The sequence below is a fragment of the Streptomyces sp. NBC_00358 genome, assembly GCF_036099295.1.
Taxonomy (GTDB): domain Bacteria; phylum Actinomycetota; class Actinomycetes; order Streptomycetales; family Streptomycetaceae; genus Streptomyces.
This window is the reverse complement of record NZ_CP107976.1, coordinates 4,188,452-4,203,892: the sequence shown is the minus strand read 5'-3', so window position 1 is coordinate 4,203,892 and position 15,441 is coordinate 4,188,452. Positions and strand designations below refer to the sequence as shown.

The following is a 15,441-nucleotide window of genomic DNA, read 5'->3' as shown; positions in this document are numbered from 1 at the left end:
CGGCTCACACCGGTGTCGTCACCGTCAGTGGCTCCCCGTCGCCGAGGTGCAGCAGGCCCTTGCCGGGGGCGACCGGTCCGCCGACCATGCTCCGGTTCGTACGGATGCCGATCAGCTCACCCGCGGAGGAGTCCTGCGGAGAGAGCAGGATGCCCCGGCGGCCCTTCTTCATCTCGACCTGCCAGCCGGAGAACCCGCTGCACACGTCCTCCTCGTCACCGGCGATGACCAGTCCGAGGCCGCGTTCGGCACCGCGCTGCACGATCCGCTTGAAGACCGTCTCGGCGTCGCAGTCCTCCAGGACCTCGCCGTCGTCGACCAGCACCACGATCGGCTCCTCGGGCGTCGCCGAGTCGATGGCCTCGCGCAACTCGTCGCTCTCGATGTCGTCCTCGTCGAAGACCTTCAACACGCCCTCCTGGCCGTCCAGTTCACGCAGCGGCGACGGGCGTGGCGCCGCGATCACCAGCCGTACGCCCTGGGCCAGATACGACCGGGCCATGTTCAACAGGGTGGTGCTGCGGCCGGACTTGGCCGGGCCCGCGACGACGAACGTCGGCACGCCCTTGGAGAGGTCGGGGCCGAAGCCCATGATGTCGTCACCGCCGATGCCCACCAGGCTCCACAGCCTGGAGCGGGAGGCGTCCGGGTCGCGCATCTCCCACGCGTCGGTGAAGCCGATCCGGGTGGGCAGCACGTCGACCCTGAACGGGCGCCGGGCGCGCGGGAGTCCGGCGTCGCGGAGCGCGGCCGCCTCGCCGATCGCGGCCAGCGCGGCGGCCTGGCCCTGTCCGGTGGAGTCCTCGGTGAGCAGGGCGAACTGGGTCTCGGTGCCGTGCTCGTTGCGGTAGCCGCGGCCGGGCGGGATCTCCTCGGGGATCTTGCGGGCGTTGACGCCGATCAGCGAGAAGTCGGAGCGGTCGGCGAGCCGCAGGGCGTACTTGTCCTCGGTGAGCGAGCCGATCCGGGTGGAGAGGATCTGGCGGTCACCCGTCATCACCATGTGCAGGCCGACGCTCGCGCCCTCCCGCATCATCGCGGTGAGCTGGTCGGTCAGATCGCCGTGGTCGTACTCGCCGAGCGTCGGCAGCCAGCCCTCCCACCGGTCGAGCAGCACCACGATGTGCGGGAGCCGCTCGCTCTCCGGCTCCGCGGCCCGCTGCTCGCCGATGTCCGCGAAACCCTTGTCGGCCAACAGGTCCTGGCGCCTGCCGAGTTCACCCTTGAGGCGGGCGATGAGGCGGACCACGCGTTCGGTCTGGTTGCGGCTGACGACGGCGCCGCAGTGCGGCAGCCGGGTCAGCGCGTTGAGCGCGCCGTTGCCGCAGTCGATGCCGTACAGATGGACGTCGGCCGCCGAGTGCGTACGGGCCAGCGAGCCCGCGATCGTCCGCAGGATCTGCGAGCGGCCACTGCGCGGCGCACCGCCGATGAGCAGATGCCCGAAGGAGGCGAAGTCCACCACGACCGGGCGGCGGGCCTGGTCGGCGGGCAGGTCCTCGACGCCGTACGGGGCAGGCTGCAGCTTCCCGGGCCCGCCCGCGAACGCGGGCACCTGGATCTCGTCGAGCAGCAGGGTCTCGGAGAGGGCGGGCAGCCAGGGGCTGTGCTGGGGCGGGATCCCGAGGGCCCGGTTGGCCTCGCGCACCGCGTCGACCAGCACCTTGAGGTCGGTGATCTCCTCCTCCTCGCGCTGCTCGGCCTTGGGCTTGACCAGGGCGGCCCGCCCGAGGTCCGCCCAGCCCAGCGGTCCGGCCCAGGGCGCGAGCGCCGCGGGATCGGCGGCACCGGGCCGGCGGCCGCCGACGCGTCCGGACTGGAACGGGACGAGCGAGGCGTGCCCGAGACGGACGTACGCGCGGCCCGGTGTGTTCTTGGAGATGTGCCCGGCCTCGGGGGAGTCGATGACATCGCTCGACTCGCCGCCGTCGGTCACCCGCAGGGCGATACGGAGGTTGGTGTTGGCCCGGATCTCCGGCGAGACGACACCGCTGGGGCGCTGGGTGGCGAGCAGCAGGTGGATGCCGAGGGACCGGCCTCGCTGGGCGATGTTCACCAGACCGGTCACGAAGTCGGGCAGGTCGCGCACCATGGAGGCGAACTCGTCGATGACGATGAGGAGTCGGGGCACGGACGCGTGCGCGGGGTCACGGCGTACGAGGTCCTGGTAGTCCTCGATGTCCTTGGCGTCGGCCGCGGCGAGGATGTGCTCGCGCCGCTTGAGCTCCGCGCCCAGCGACTCCAGTGCGCGCTCGACGAGATGGGCGTCGAGGTCGGTCACCATCCCGACGGTGTGCGGGAGTTGGACGCAGTCCTTGAACGCCGAGCCGCCCTTGTAGTCGACGAGGACGAACGTCATGTTCTCGGGGGTGTTGGCCACGGCGAGCGACGCCACGATGGTCTGGAGCAGCTCCGACTTGCCGGAACCCGTCGTACCGGCGATCAGACCGTGCGGGCCGTCGCGCCGCATGTCTATGCCGAACGGGCCGTCGTACGACTCACCGATGACGGCCGTCGTGGACTGGCCGCCCATCCGCCAGCGCGCGGAGATCGCGTCGCCGGTCGGCGGCTCCAGTTGCAGCACGTCGAGCAGCCGGCTGGCACCCGGGAGCGCCGAGTCCTCGGTCTCGCCGCTGATGTCGCGCAGCGCGGACAGGGCACGGGCGAGCCGGGAGCACCAGGCCGCCGACACGAAGTCGGGCCGTACGTCCCGTACGCGCGCGATGCCCGTCTGCTGGACGCGCAGCCGCAGTTCGAGCGCGTCGCGCGCACCGGTGGCGGAGTCGTCGGCCTCGGTGGCGTGCCAGGCGTGGAAGGAGGGGAAGCCGCCCGGTGCGGCCGGAGCGATCCGTACCGGTTCCCGCGTACTCGCGTGCTCCTCGGGCCTGGGTTCCGCGATGACGATGGCCTGGCACTCGCCGGGCAGGAACCGCTCCTCGGCGTCCAGACAGATCGCGTACATGGACATGGCCGGGCCTTCGCGCAGCAGCCGCACCACCCCCGGCATGGACCGCAGCCGCCGGGAGCCGTCCCAGACGACGACGATGTCCGGGTCGCCGAAGGAGGCCTTGTTGCCGTTCTGCTTGGCCGACTTCTGCCGGGCGTCGAGGAGTTGGGTCAGCTCGCCGATACGGGCGCCGACGGTCTCGGCGTCCGTGCCGATGAGAACGTTCGTGTCCTGGGCGCCGGCGGGCCTGCTGTGCGGCAGCCAGCGCACCCAGTCCCAGTCGTCCTGGCCGCTGTTCTCCGTCAGGACGTAGAACTGGACGTCCAGCGGGCTGTGCAGCACCGCGGTCTGCGCGACGGCCCAACGGCCAAGGGCTTGGGCCGAGTCACCGGGCCCCGCGATGCCGATGACGCCGCGCTCCCCCAGCGGGAGGGCGACCGGGGCGTCCTCGATGGTCCAGGTGACCTGGCGCTTGTGGTCGTCCTGCTCAGGGTCGTCGAGCACGACCTCGGAGGGCAGTTGTCCCGTGCCGACCCGCAGCAGCAGATGGTCCGCGTCGGTGCGCCGCCGCTCCCACAGCCGGGTGCGCGGTCCGGTGCCCAGCGACAGCACGGTCGCCGGATCGGGGATCGCCCGGCGCCGGTCGAGGCGCTCGGCGAGCAGCGCCTCCTGGGCGTCCGTCTCGATCCGCGCCTTGTGCTCGTTGTACTCCTTCACCTGCTTGGCATGGGACTTGCGCCCCTGCTTCTTGTCCATGAAGAAGTTGCCGAACATGATGAGCGGGCTCAGCAGAGCCATGATCATGTAGTACCAGCGGCCGAAGACCAGCGCCATCACGACGGCACTGACCAGCGGCGTCAGCGCCATCAGCCAGGGCAGCGGCCGGGCTTCGTAGTCCCGTACGGGGTTCGGCAGCCGGAACTTCGTCTCCCGCTCCGGCGGATGCAGCCGCGGCGGCCGGTTGTAGTCCAGCCCGGCGCCGTCGTCCGACCACTTGAGTGCGGCGTCGGGAGCGCTGTAACGGTCCAACTGGAAAAGGGTGTTGCCGACGCCGACCTGACTGCCGAGCGGCCACTCGTCGTCCTCGCGCTCCGCGAAGGACTCGCCGTCGAGAGTGACGCCCCCCTTAGTCCCCTTCTCGCCCTTGTCCCCCCTCTCCGGCTTCTTCCCGTGCACGGAGAGCCGGCATGTTCCGTCCGTTGCAACTGACAACGTCAGGGCTCTGTCCGGGAGTTCGGGATCATCGACGCGGATGTACGCCGACGCCCCGGCGCCGATGTCGTACCGCCCGATCCCGAGCCGGTGCACGGAACCGGCCGCGGGACCGCCGGCCACCCGCAGTTCGACGAGCCCGGTCGGCTCGCCGGGCAGGCAGCCGGCGGGATCGTGCAGGCTGACGACGGCGCCCTCGCGCAGCGGTGAGGTGCCGATGGTGGCGGCCGGATCGACGGGATACCCGTCGACGTACGCGACGGGCGCGCCACCGCCGGCGGCCCCCTGGTGATGCCCCAGGGGGATGATCTGCGCGCCACCGCCGTGACCGACGTGCTCCGCCAGTTCCTTGGCGATGTCCCCCACCGAGGACTCGGGATCCGCATCGAGAACCACGTCGGCGGTCGCGCCGCCGAGCGGGTCGACGACGGTCAGAGTCAACCGCACGCTCGTCCTCCCCCAGACACCCGAGGCCGCTTCCGGAACGCGGGCCACAGTGTTCTCGACGATAGCCGCTCACCGCTTCCCGCAGGCAACGGCCCGTGTGAGGGAACCACGAAGGCCCGTCCCGTGCACCGCCCTTGGTGCGGGCTCGTGACAGAACCGGGGTGTGCTGCTGCAAGCGCCGTAAGTAAGCTGCTTGCTCGATGCGGACGATCGCACCATCCGCATCAGGAGCCACGGGGGTTGGCCCTGCGGCGAGTTGAAGCATGGAGGACGCCACATGGCCGGCGGCAAAGACGCGGACATCACTTACGAGAAGATGCGGCACGCTGCTAAGCGACTCGGCCACGAGAAGGAGAAGATGGAGGACAAGCTCCACGGCCTCGACACCTACATCGACGGCCTCGTCGCCGACGGCTACACGACGTCCAAGGGCTCCCAGGCCTTCGACGACTCCTTCAAGGAGTTCACCAAGGGCATGAAGGACACCCTTGAGGGCCTCAAGGGCATGGCCAAGTTCCTGGAGGACGCCGCGAAGGCGTACGAGGACCTTGATGACCAGCTGGCCAAGGGTGTCAAGGGCTAGGGCGGTTCGCGGTCGGCGTGCCGCTTGAGTGCGATGGGGCACAGGCCGTGTCCCATCGCACCGTCGTTTCAGACGTCGGAGACTCCGGACTCCCCGGCCCGCGACTGCCGCATCAGGTGCATGTGAAGTTCGCTGCGCTGCTCTTCAGTGGTCAGCATCAGCCAGGAGCCGTCCATGAAGCGGATACGCAACTTGCGGTTGTCGTGCGAGGGCAAGGGGTCCTCGATGACCGCCGTACCCGCGGGGATCTCGGCGACGACACGCATGCGGTCCTCTCTCCGGACGGACACGCGCTTGGGTGGGGCCGCCAGCACGATGCGGCCCTCCGCCACCACGACGAAACGTTGATGGTGGGAGGAATGGCCGTACCAGCGCAACAAGAACTGGCCGGCGGCCTTGTTCCAGTCGCCGTCGAAGGTGGTGTCGAGACCCTGCTCGGCGATGGCCGCGTCCCGCCTGTCGATGTCCAGGTCCCCGGCGCGGGCACGGTCGCGTTCCTCCTTCGTCGACAGGAGGCGCTTGAGGGCCTCCTCGCCGGAGGCGAGAAGGCTGAACAGCATGGCGATGGGCATGAACGGCGCGACGAGTACCGCGCCGAGCATCCCGAGCGGTCGCAGGAACGCAGGCCGCAAGGGGCCGCCACCGGCGGCCTGGTGTACGTCCCGGGGAGGCTCTGGAATCCGGCCTATCGCGCACCACGCACCGGCGTCCGGAGCTACGCCGAGGCGGTCGCGTGCTGTGCGGTCGCTGCTCCTGGACAACGCGCCTCACCTTCCTCGCTGACTGCGGGGCGAAGTTTCGCAGCAGTGTCTCATGTTCACGATGGGGGAATTCATCCATGGGCGACAGAACCGCCTACGACCTGGACCTGATCAAGGACTGTTCACGTTCACTGGGCAAGATCCACCGTGAATTCGAGCAGCACGGAAATCCGGCGGACGGCTACAACGACGCACTCGGACACGGTGGTTTGAAGGATGCCTTCGATGATTTCGGCAGCACTTGGAAGAAGACGCGCAAGGCGCTCATGAAGGAAATAAAGAAACTCGCCGAAGCGACATCGGTCGCGGCTCAGAAATACGAGGAGATCGACCACGAACTGGCGAAGGCCATTTCGGGAGCGAAAGGGAGCGGAAAGCAGTGAGCAGGCGATCGAGTGACTGGCCGCCCCTGTGGGACGAGGACCCGACGCCGGGCGACCCTCATGAAGTGGCCGCGCTTGGCCGCAAGTTGCGCAAGACGGCCGACATGATCGATGAACAGGCGAGAGTCATCAAGGCGTTGTCGTCCGTGGAGGGGTGGGACAGCGATGCCGGACGGGCCTTCAACGAAGTGGCCGACGGCGCGGGTGACCGGCTGAAGAAGGCGTTCGAACGGTATGACGAGGCTGCGAACGCGCTCGGTGAGAAGGTCGTCGACGGAGAGTCGGCGGAGTTCGCCGGAGAGCTGCACCGAGCGCAGCAGAAGGCCGACAAGGCGCTCGCGGACTACCGGGATGCCAAGGGCGACCACGACATGGCGGAGCGGGAGGTGAAGAAGTTCACGGAGAAGTACCTGGTCACAGAGATCCCGGAGGCGGACAGGCCGGAGTACGAACGCTGGAAGAAGAAGCAGAACGAAGCGCTGGGCAGGATCGGCCGGGCGCGGAAGGAAGTGAAGGACGCCCGCGACATCTTCGACGATGCCGGGGATCGTGCGGCGCGGCACATCAGGAACGTCGTCCACCACGATGCCGTCCGGGATCCCGGCGGATTCATGAACTGGCTCGCCGACTGGGCGGACACGTTCTCCAATCTCTCGGCGATTCTCTCGGTGCTGGCGGTCGTCTGCGCGTTCGTCCCGCCCCTGGAGTTCCTGGTACCGATCTTCGCGACGCTCGCCGTCCTCTCCAGCGCCGCAGCTCTGGCCGGCCACGCATACGACATGTCCGTGAGGGGCGGGAAGGTCAACTGGTTGAAGCTGGGGACCGACGCGCTGGGCATCCTTCCTGGACTTGGGTCCCTCAAGGGCTTCCGGGCCCTGGTGGGCCTCAAGGGCGTCGCGAAATTGCGGGCGTTCGGAAAACTCGGCACCTTTGGGTCGTTCAGAGGCGTCGCCGCTGTGGACGGGATCGGCCACAATTTCCTCAATGGCCTGAGCGTGACGTTGACGAACAAGACCTTGGCCAGTGGGCTCAAGCTGGGCCAGAAGCTGGGCATTTCGGGGCTTCCGGAGAAGTTCGTCCCCATGGGTGGCAAGGAGATCACGGCCGCAATCAAGGGAACGGGCCTCGCGAGCGCGCTGCACCGGATGTTCAGCGGGGAGAACGGCGGGGCGACGGGATATCAGCCACCTGCCCAGAACCCCTCACCGGCGCCCATGCCCACACCGAGACCTTCCCCCGGCCCCTCGCCGAAGCCCTTCCATGCCGCGCTGGCCGCATAGCCCTGTGTCCGCAGTGGGCACCGTACGAGAGGAGCACGGCACACGTGAGTGACTCAAGTGATCTGGGGGAGTGGGAGTTCATCGGCCGCAGAGGCGGGGAGCCGGCTCGGCTCGTGCCGGGCGACGTCATAGCCGCGGTTCCCGAGGCACGGAGGCTGGCGGAGGACGCGAGCCGGGAGGTTGCCTTCGACCTTCTGGACGACGGGGCTGTTCTCCAGATGCTACGGCTTCGGCATCAGGACGAGCGGGAGATGTTCAACGCCGGCCTCCGAACCGGGGTTCCGCTCGCATGCGTCGGCTTCGGCGCCGCTGTGTACTGGGGCGGCGTGGCGCAGTACTGGGAGTCGAGCAGATCTCAGCTGGTCTATCTTGCTGTGGCCGGAGCGGCGGTGATTGCTTTGCTGGCTCTGTGGATTCGAGCCGCGGCCACGCATTGGGGAGACCCCGCGCGGCAGAATCTGCGGGCGAGGGCTCGGAAATACCGTGACGTGGCCCATGTCGCCCGCAAAGGGGGAGCGGACATTCCGGCGCACTATCCGCACTACGGTCCGTACCCCTTCGCCGCCACGTACCGTCCAGACGCTGATGAAGTGCGTTTTCCTGATGGGGAAGGCAGGTCGTGACCGAGATGTCAGTTGAGGGTGAACTCCGGGGTTCGGTCGACGAGAACGGCATCGACATCCGGTGGATCATGCCTGACGGCTTCTTCGAGATCCCGCTGGATGCCGAGGATCTGGACGCGACCGCCGAACAGTTGATGGAACTCGCGCGCAGCGCGATGCCGGAAGCGGACTTCGACGTGCAACTGCAGTGGGCCGTCATGTGCGCCGCTCACTACGACTCCTTCGTGGAAGCCGGAGTTCAGTACGCGGGCTTCGTTCTGACCGAAGTGGAGGGCGCTCGGTGCACGGCCACGGTGACCGTGAGCATGATCGACCTCGACACTCAGGCAGGACCGGACCCGGCCGGATTCATGGGGTCTTCACTGCGTCACCTCGGTATCGGGCAGGTCAGTGAGATTGAGCTGCCCTGCGGCCCGGCTGTCTGCTGCATCGGAGACCGGAAGGGAAGTCTGGACGGCAGCCTCACGGCGTCGGGCCAGGACGAGACGGTCCGGACCTCCTTCATCCAGGTCCAGGTACCGCTGACGAACGGGACTGCTGTGGTACTGGAGATGGGGACCCCCACGCCCGATGGGTGGGACGTGTTTTCGTCCATGTTCGCCGGTGTCGTGAAGAGCTTGCGCCTGTTCGACACCGAGGGCGAGCCGGTGGTGGTGCCAGGATGACGACCGGACCGGACGTATCGGCTGTTCCCAAGGACTACCGACTGCTCGTTCCCCGTGACTGGTTCAGGGTCGATCTGGGCCAGGACCGCTGGCGCGGACAGCTGAAGACGTTCGTGGACCGTCAGGCGGAGGGCAGGAACGTACCGGCGGAGGTCAAACAGGAGGCCTGGGCCAGCCTGCGCAACACTGCTGAGTGCGCGGTGGCGAGTGGCGCCCTGGAGTTCTTTCTGCGGCCGGAGTTGGACGACGGCAGCCTCATGCCCGTATCGCTCATCGTGGCGTTGCTGCCCCGTCCCGGCTCACCGACACCCAAGGATCTCCTGGCCTCGTTCGCCGAGATGGAGCACCGGAACGGGCGCGGTGCCGAGGTCTCGCTCGTCTCTCTCCCGGCCGGTGAAACCGTCCGAATCCGCACGCGGACCACCCTGGATCTGTACATCCAGATGCCGGGAACAACGGGATGTCTGGTCCTCGGGTTCGTCGTACCCCTCACCGGCGTCGTCGGTCCCATGGAGAGGCTGTGCACCTCGATCGCGGGTTCACTGCGCTGGATCATGTGATCCATGTCTTCGGAGCGGCAACTGGACTTGGCCCGAAGGTGGTTGATTTGAGCAAGGGGGCCACCAACAGTGGCAGGAACAATGCGGGCCGCTCCGTGGGACAAAGGACCAAATGGTGAACGACGAAGAGGAGTCCGTCGGCGACCTGTTCGCGCGGCTTCCCGAGGACGGGCGGCGGACGCTGGAGCAGATCGGCATGGGGCTCCCGGAGCTGCGCCGGATGGCCGCCCGGGACGGCGGCATGCGGCAAGTGCGCGGCGTGCTGTCCGAGTTCAACGTCGATCCGAGCCCGCGGCGGCCCGGGGACGACGAGGGTCCGGCGGAGCGGGCCGCCGTACGGCCGTGGGTGCTGCTGTTCGTGGCGGCGGTCGCGGGAGTGGTCCTGACCGAGCTCTCCACCCTGGTGCTCCACGAGACGGCGTTGCTGGTGGGAGCGGTCTGGGGGCTCGCCGTCCTGTTCGCGGCGTTCAGAACGCGGGAGTCCCGCGGCGGGCTCGCCCTGCGGTGGACCACGGTGGCGGCGTACGTCGCCCTGGTGATCGCCGGCTCCTTCGGTACCCAGCAGTGGTATTTGAGGCTTCGCGGGGTCGAGCAGCCGGTGACGATCGCCACGCCGCTCCATCAGTGGGCCCACGGAACCCAGGAGACGTACTGCCGGGTCCGACTGCGGGACGGTTCCGTCCACCGAGTGCTCGGCGACAGGAAGGACTGCGTTGACCGCGTCGGCCTCAGGGACACCGCCGTAGTCGATCCGGCCGGGCATTACCGGCCGTTTCTCGGCACCGGGTCCGAGATCGGGGGTACGGCGGGCGCCGTCGTGGCCCTGAGCGCCGCGGCTCTTCTGGCGCTGGCTCCGGCCGGCGCCGTGGCGCTGGGGCGAACAGGACGGCCGAAGTCGCTGCGCGGGACCCTTCAGGCGTCGTGATTCGGCGGCCGGATCGGCGAAGGAGAGAGTCCGATGACACCGCGGGACCGTCGGGCAGGTCCACTTCGGTCACATGTCGCCTGCTTGGAATCGGGCGTTCTCGCCGTCCGCGTCCATCAGCTTGAAGGCGGCACTGCCGATTCCGTACGTGGGATCGACGCGGTCGTCGAGCCGGTAGGTGACGTAGACGTTGCCGCTCGGGCGCCGATATATCAGCAGGGTTCCTCCAGGGCCCGAGCCTTCGAGGAGCTTCCGTACGGCTCGACTCTGCCCCGGTGTGAGGTCGTCCGGGTCCATCAAGGGAAGTGGATTCTCCAGGGCACGGGTGACGGCGTCGCGGCCGTTGCCGCTCCATGCCGCCAGCCGACACCAGGATCCATCGGCGAAGGTCATGGTGAAGTCCGTGTCGTGCCGGCTGAACTTCTTGCGGGCGGCGCCTGCGATGTTCGACCGTTCGGTCTCCCACAGGACCTCGTCGAACGGATCGTTCTTGTCGTTCAGCAGTCCCAGGACGAGGACGCGCTGGTCCGTGACGACGAGATGCGTGCGGTCCGTCTCGGGGCGGCGCGCCGGGTCGAGTTGCCACGGGAGCGTACGAGCGAGGGTGCCGGGCGCCGCCCAGATGACCGGGAAGTCCTCGACCTCGTTCTCCGGCTCCTCCGGACTTCCGAGTGTCGCGACGTTGCCCGTGCTGCCCGAGCCGGCCAGGGATTCGAGGACGCCCAGCGTCGCCACGAGCAGCGCGCTCGCTCCGAACTTCGCCCCGCTGCGCAGTCGGCGTTCGGCCTTGCCGCGGACGGTGAAGCGGGAGCCTTCGGGCCAGCCGGACAGCTCCGCCTGGATGTCCGTCCGCTCGGTGTCCCGGAACCAGCGCATGTTCGCCACGGGGGTGGCGGCGCCCGTGGCGAAGCTCACCGCGGACCGTGCGATCAGGGTCTCTTTCGCATCAGGTCGCCAGGTCGTCATCGGTACCGATCTTCGTTGTACGGTGGCGGAATTGGTGGTGCCGCTACCGGTTGACGGCCTGGATCTCCTGGACGGTGATGTCCTGGGTGGTTCCGAAGGTGCCGTCGGGGAGGTCGCCGCCGGTTCCGCCGGTGCCGGTCCAGCTGACGGCCCAGGTGATGGTCGCCCGGAGCTTGTACGTTCCGTCGCCCGACGAGCGCAGGTACTTGATCCCGCACGGCGGTGTCTGCCCGGCCTTGCCCTTGGCGTAGGGCGCCCCGATCGAGTCGTCGCCGTTCAACTGACATTCGCCCGAGGCCGGATAGGTCTCGGCGTCGCTCGTACCCGGCTCCAGTCTGAGCGAGACGGGCTTCGCGGTGGTCGTCGCCGAGATGTTGAGCCCGGCGACGTCGAGTGCCGCGGTAACGGACACCTTCTTGAACGTGGCCTTGTCGAGCCATGCCCAGGTCGGGAGGTTGACCTTGGTGATGTCTTCGGGAGCGAGGGTGACTTTGGTGTCGGGGAGCGTGATCCTGTTGTAGGCGAGCTCTGCCAGGACCTGCGGGGTGACCGCGTTCTTCACCGCAGGAGTTTCACCGTTCACGACCCAGAAGGGCAGCTCGCTGCAGGTGAAAGCAGCAGGATCATCCAGCCGGTTCGGATTCTGGACGGATACCCACCAGTTGCCCTCATCCGCCTTGTCGAGGTTGTAGTCCTTGTACTTGCCGTCCTTGTAGATGTCGCGGAACTGGCCCGTCGCCGACTTGGCGTAGTTGGGTTGCTGAGGGTCGTTGACGACCTCGTCGTATTCGCCTTCGACCTTCTTCTGGAACTCCGCCGCTGAGACCGGCTCGTACCAGCAGGCCGGAGGCGTCCAATTACCCACGGGCGTGACGTTCCCGGAAGACGCGCCACTGCGCCCGCCTGTATCGCCGGAGTAGGTGATGCGTGATTCCAGGGTGTGCCCGGACTGTTTGGCGGACGTCCTCACATCTCCGTCGGAACCTCCGGGACCACGTGTAGCGAACGCCGGACCGGAAATGAGAACGCAGGCAGTCGTAAGGGTGCCGGTGATCAGCCCCCTCCGGAGGGACTTCACGGCGTGCACTTGGAGTTCCCCCTGTCGGAGACGAGCTCGGTGGTCTGCCAGACACCGTTCTTGGCCTTCTTCAGGTGCGTGTTGTAGTAGACGTAAGCGTCGTTGTCAGCAGGTGTTCTGTCGACCTTCTTCGTCTTGCGGTTCTTGTTGAACGCCTTGGTCTCGTCGGTGCAGAACGTGACGCCCGCCGATGTGCCGCCGTAGAGAGTCACTTTCGGATCGAAGTACCGCACGGTGCCGGTGTAGGTGATTCCGGCGTCCACGTACGACTTGACCCACCGGGCTCCGCTGACGAGGGCATCGCCCTGCCGGTAGTAGGCAAGGGCCGGCTCGTCCGGATTCCCCTTGATGATCGCGTAGTTGGTGGCCGTCTGCGCACGGCCGGCGTCGGCGAGGACGGTGTCCTTGGTCGAGTCCCCCGTCTTCCAGCTCTGGAAATCGTCGATGACGTCACCCGGAAGCGTGATATCGGGACGTGTGATGTTGTCCGACGCGCTCGCGCCAGGCGAAACCGACGGCTTCGTACCCCCCGTGTCCGCCCCCGCAATCTTGTCGTTCCCCTTCGAGTTGTCACCTCCGCCGCCGCAGGCCGTGAGCAGCAGGGCTGTTGTCGCGGCGAACGCGGCAGCAACGGGCAAAGAGCGGCGCTTCACAGTGGACTCCCCGTGGGACATCGGTTGAGCGAGGTCGGTCAAGGGCAATGACGGTATCCGTGGGGCTCCTGGTTTCGCCAGGAGGGAGCTCTCCGGGAATGTGGATGTTCTGGGGTGAAGGGTGGGAAAGTCCGCGTCCCCTCTGGCTCGATCGTGTCGTCGCTCACGTCAACCGGCTTCCCCTGCCTGACTGTTCGCCGCGAGGCGTGCGTCCGTCGTGAGCAGCCCTCCTACGGATCAAGAGGGCGTCCTCTTCGCGCGAGTTACGCCGCGGTCGCCCGCACCGGGCCGCCCGCACGACCGTCCCCCCGGTCGCCCCCCAACGCCCGCCGTACCCGTCCCGCTCCTCCTGCCCCCGGCGCACCCCCACCTCGTAGGCTGACCCGGGCCGAACGTGTCGAACAGACCGGTTCGGGCCGTACGTGCGGACGAACGGCGAACGACGAACCCGGGGGACACAGCATGGCCCGCTACATGGAGACACTCACCGTCGAGCGCGGCGGGTTCCGTATCAAGGTGCCGGAATCGTGGTGGGAGTTCGACGTGCGGCCGGAGTCGCGGGACGACTCGATCCGGCGGATGGTGAGTGAACGGGTCGAACGGCACCCGGAGTTGGCCCAGTACCGCGACACGTATACCGCCTTCCTGCGCAAGGCCGCGGCCCACGCCTGGAAGTCCGGTGCCCTGTACTGCGGCTGCATGGCGGAGTCCTTCGGCGGTGAGACCCCGATCACCGGCTCGGTCACCGTCTCGATCGTCGGCGGCCGTTCGCAGACCGGCGAGCCGCTCGCCACCGACCCTCAGGCCATCGCGGGCCAACTGGCCGAGCGGGAGGCGAAGAAGGAGGGGGACGCCTGGCGCAAGGTGACCACCGTGGAGATACCCGGCGTCGGTCCCGCCGCGCGGACGTACGGCATCGAGGACATCGTCGTACCCGACGACAGCCTCCAGCGCACGATCCGGGCCGTGCTCATGCAGACGTTCATCCCCGTGCCCAGTCAGGCGGGCAAGGTCGCCCTGGTATCCGGCAGCAGCCAGATCCTCGACCTCGCCGACTCCTTCTTCGACATCTTCGACGCCGTCACCTCGACGTTCCGCTTCGCCGGCTGACCGGACCCGTTCCGTCCGCGAGGGTCGGCCCGAGTCATCGGATCGATGCGGCCCGCGGGGCGCCCGCACTGGTGGGCGCGCACCGTGCGGGGTCTCGGCGGCGTCGTCGTCGGCGTGTGGTGCGGGTCCCCCGTGTGGCTGAAAGATCACACCTCTCGCGCCCCACCCGTAAGCACCTCGTGCAGGCATCGTGCACACCCGGTGACGGAGTGTCGGGAATGTGCACGTCAGAGATTCGCTGCCGCACAGATCGGTGGGTCCGCGGATCGCCGGGCCCAACAGGGAACCGGGCGCCTCCCGTTGCGCGTCGATAACGTCGAGTCGGGTGCGCTTCAGGGGCCTTGGCGCGCCTTGAGGGGCTTATGTGCGGCTGATACGGTGCCATGGCTTGACACTCGCTCCGGCGTCGACTGTTCGGCCAGGTCGGGCGGTACGTCCCGGAAAGGGGCGTGGGGGTGAAGTGTCCTGCTTGGCGAGTGAATTGACAGACATTTTCTTGGGTGTACGGGGAGCGGTTGCGTGAAGATCCAAGAGCGTACGGGGCCGGGTAACAACCGTTCCGCCACGTCGGCTCACCCGGCGATGGGTGAGCGTCTTCCCACGCCGCCTCGCGAGCGCAAACCCGCGCTGGCCGCTCTCGCCGTGCTCCTCATCCTCGTCGGCGCGCTCGGCGCCACGATGCTGGTGCTGCGCGCCGGGGACCGTATCGAGGTCGTCAAGGTGACGAGTGACGTCCAGGCCGGTGACTCGGTTGGAGATCACGTGGCCTCGGTGCTGGTCGCGGACGACCCCTCCATCGACTACGTCAAGTGGGACCAGCGCGAAGAGCTCAAGAAGCTCAAGGCCAGGTCCCCGATCTACAAGGGGACCGTGATCGTCGGCGAGATGTTCGCCCATGGCGCCGCCCTGCCCGCCGGCAAGGCCTCCGTGGGCGTCTCCCTCAAGGAGGGTCAGTACCCCGCGCGCATCAAGGCCGGTGACACGGTGGCCGTCTACCGCGTCGGCGACAGCACCTCCAGCGGCGGTCGCGGTGCGACGAACTCCTCGGGGTCGAGCTCTTCGAGCGCGGGCAGCGGCCTCATCGTCGAGCGGGCGAAGGTCAGTTACGTCCAGAATCAGCAGGACAGCACGATCAGCAGCACCAATCTGCCGGTCACCCTCATCCTGGACAGCAGTCAGGCCGCGTCCGTCGCCGATGCCGCCTCGGCCGGTCAGGTCGCCCTCGTCATCGTCCCCGGCAACTAGAGG

14 protein-coding genes are annotated in these 15,441 nt (G+C 68.1%); 9 read left to right on the top strand and 5 right to left on the bottom strand.

Annotated features, from left to right (window positions below):
• Positions 1-4 precede the first annotated feature (4 nt).
• On the bottom strand, positions 5-4,606 hold the full coding sequence (locus OHT01_RS17660) for an FtsK/SpoIIIE domain-containing protein (protein WP_328554103.1): 4,602 nt from the start codon (positions 4,604-4,606) through the stop codon (positions 5-7).
• Positions 4,607-4,883: 277 nt separating this feature from the next.
• On the opposite strand from OHT01_RS17660, the gene OHT01_RS17655 reads away from it, so the two are divergent.
• The gene (locus OHT01_RS17655) at positions 4,884-5,189 is read left to right on the top strand and encodes a WXG100 family type VII secretion target (protein WP_328554102.1); all 306 of its coding nucleotides are present in this window, start codon (positions 4,884-4,886) and stop codon (positions 5,187-5,189) included.
• 68 nt (positions 5,190-5,257) lie between these two features.
• Here the strand turns inward: OHT01_RS17655 and OHT01_RS17650 are convergent, their stop codons facing one another.
• Positions 5,258-5,821, bottom strand: a complete 564-nt coding sequence (locus OHT01_RS17650; RefSeq protein WP_328554101.1) for a hypothetical protein — start codon at positions 5,819-5,821, stop codon at positions 5,258-5,260.
• A 206-nt stretch (positions 5,822-6,027) separates the two neighbouring features.
• Between OHT01_RS17650 and OHT01_RS17645 the strand changes: the two genes are divergently transcribed.
• From OHT01_RS17645 to OHT01_RS17620, 6 genes are all read left to right on the top strand, one after another.
• A complete protein-coding gene (locus OHT01_RS17645; protein ID WP_328554100.1) occupies positions 6,028-6,333 on the top strand; it encodes a hypothetical protein in 306 nt (101 codons plus the stop codon).
• Complete coding sequence (locus OHT01_RS17640) at positions 6,330-7,613, top strand: putative T7SS-secreted protein (protein WP_328554099.1); 1,284 nt, start codon at positions 6,330-6,332, stop codon at positions 7,611-7,613. The genes OHT01_RS17645 and OHT01_RS17640 overlap by 4 nt, the downstream gene beginning before the upstream one ends.
• 44 nt (positions 7,614-7,657) lie before the next feature.
• Positions 7,658-8,236, top strand: coding sequence for a hypothetical protein (locus tag OHT01_RS17635; RefSeq protein WP_328554098.1), 579 nt, complete (start codon positions 7,658-7,660; stop codon positions 8,234-8,236).
• A 5-nt stretch (positions 8,237-8,241) separates the two neighbouring features.
• Positions 8,242-8,901: a hypothetical protein gene (locus OHT01_RS17630; RefSeq protein ID WP_328558154.1), complete on the top strand. Its 660-nt coding sequence runs from the start codon at positions 8,242-8,244 to the stop codon at positions 8,899-8,901.
• Entirely contained in the window at positions 8,898-9,461 is a 564-nt protein-coding gene (locus OHT01_RS17625) for a hypothetical protein (RefSeq protein WP_328554097.1), read from the top strand. The genes OHT01_RS17630 and OHT01_RS17625 overlap by 4 nt, the downstream gene beginning before the upstream one ends.
• A gap of 112 nt (positions 9,462-9,573) precedes the next feature.
• A complete protein-coding gene (locus OHT01_RS17620; RefSeq protein WP_328554096.1) occupies positions 9,574-10,386 on the top strand; it encodes a DUF308 domain-containing protein in 813 nt (270 codons plus the stop codon).
• A gap of 69 nt (positions 10,387-10,455) precedes the next feature.
• On the opposite strand, the gene OHT01_RS17615 is transcribed toward OHT01_RS17620, so the two are convergent.
• The 3 genes from OHT01_RS17615 to OHT01_RS17605 form a co-directional block, all read right to left on the bottom strand.
• Positions 10,456-11,352, bottom strand: a complete 897-nt coding sequence (locus OHT01_RS17615) for a hypothetical protein (protein WP_328554095.1) — start codon at positions 11,350-11,352, stop codon at positions 10,456-10,458.
• Positions 11,353-11,395: 43 nt separating this feature from the next.
• On the bottom strand, positions 11,396-12,217 hold the full coding sequence (locus OHT01_RS17610) for a hypothetical protein (RefSeq protein ID WP_405916422.1): 822 nt from the start codon (positions 12,215-12,217) through the stop codon (positions 11,396-11,398).
• Positions 12,218-12,426: 209 nt separating this feature from the next.
• The gene (locus OHT01_RS17605) at positions 12,427-13,083 is read right to left on the bottom strand and encodes a hypothetical protein (protein ID WP_328554094.1); all 657 of its coding nucleotides are present in this window, start codon (positions 13,081-13,083) and stop codon (positions 12,427-12,429) included.
• A 462-nt stretch (positions 13,084-13,545) separates the two neighbouring features.
• Between OHT01_RS17605 and OHT01_RS17600 the strand changes: the two genes are divergently transcribed.
• Both OHT01_RS17600 and OHT01_RS17595 read left to right on the top strand, forming a co-directional pair.
• The gene (locus OHT01_RS17600) at positions 13,546-14,193 is read left to right on the top strand and encodes a hypothetical protein (protein ID WP_328554093.1); all 648 of its coding nucleotides are present in this window, start codon (positions 13,546-13,548) and stop codon (positions 14,191-14,193) included.
• A 519-nt stretch (positions 14,194-14,712) separates the two neighbouring features.
• The gene (locus OHT01_RS17595; RefSeq protein ID WP_328554092.1) at positions 14,713-15,438 is read left to right on the top strand and encodes a hypothetical protein; all 726 of its coding nucleotides are present in this window, start codon (positions 14,713-14,715) and stop codon (positions 15,436-15,438) included.
• Positions 15,439-15,441 lie beyond the last annotated feature (3 nt).

Coding starts and splice junctions, on each gene's coding strand:
- OHT01_RS17655 (WP_328554102.1), top strand. CDS start 4,884: ATGGCCGGCGGCAAAGACGCGGACATCACTTACGAGAAGATGCGGCAC.
- OHT01_RS17645 (WP_328554100.1), top strand. CDS start 6,028: ATGGGCGACAGAACCGCCTACGACCTGGACCTGATCAAGGACTGTTCA.
- OHT01_RS17630 (WP_328558154.1), top strand. CDS start 8,242: ATGTCAGTTGAGGGTGAACTCCGGGGTTCGGTCGACGAGAACGGCATC.
- OHT01_RS17625 (WP_328554097.1), top strand. CDS start 8,898: ATGACGACCGGACCGGACGTATCGGCTGTTCCCAAGGACTACCGACTG.
- OHT01_RS17620 (WP_328554096.1), top strand. CDS start 9,574: ATGGTGAACGACGAAGAGGAGTCCGTCGGCGACCTGTTCGCGCGGCTT.
- OHT01_RS17615 (WP_328554095.1), bottom strand. CDS start 11,352: ATGACGACCTGGCGACCTGATGCGAAAGAGACCCTGATCGCACGGTCC.
- OHT01_RS17600 (WP_328554093.1), top strand. CDS start 13,546: ATGGCCCGCTACATGGAGACACTCACCGTCGAGCGCGGCGGGTTCCGT.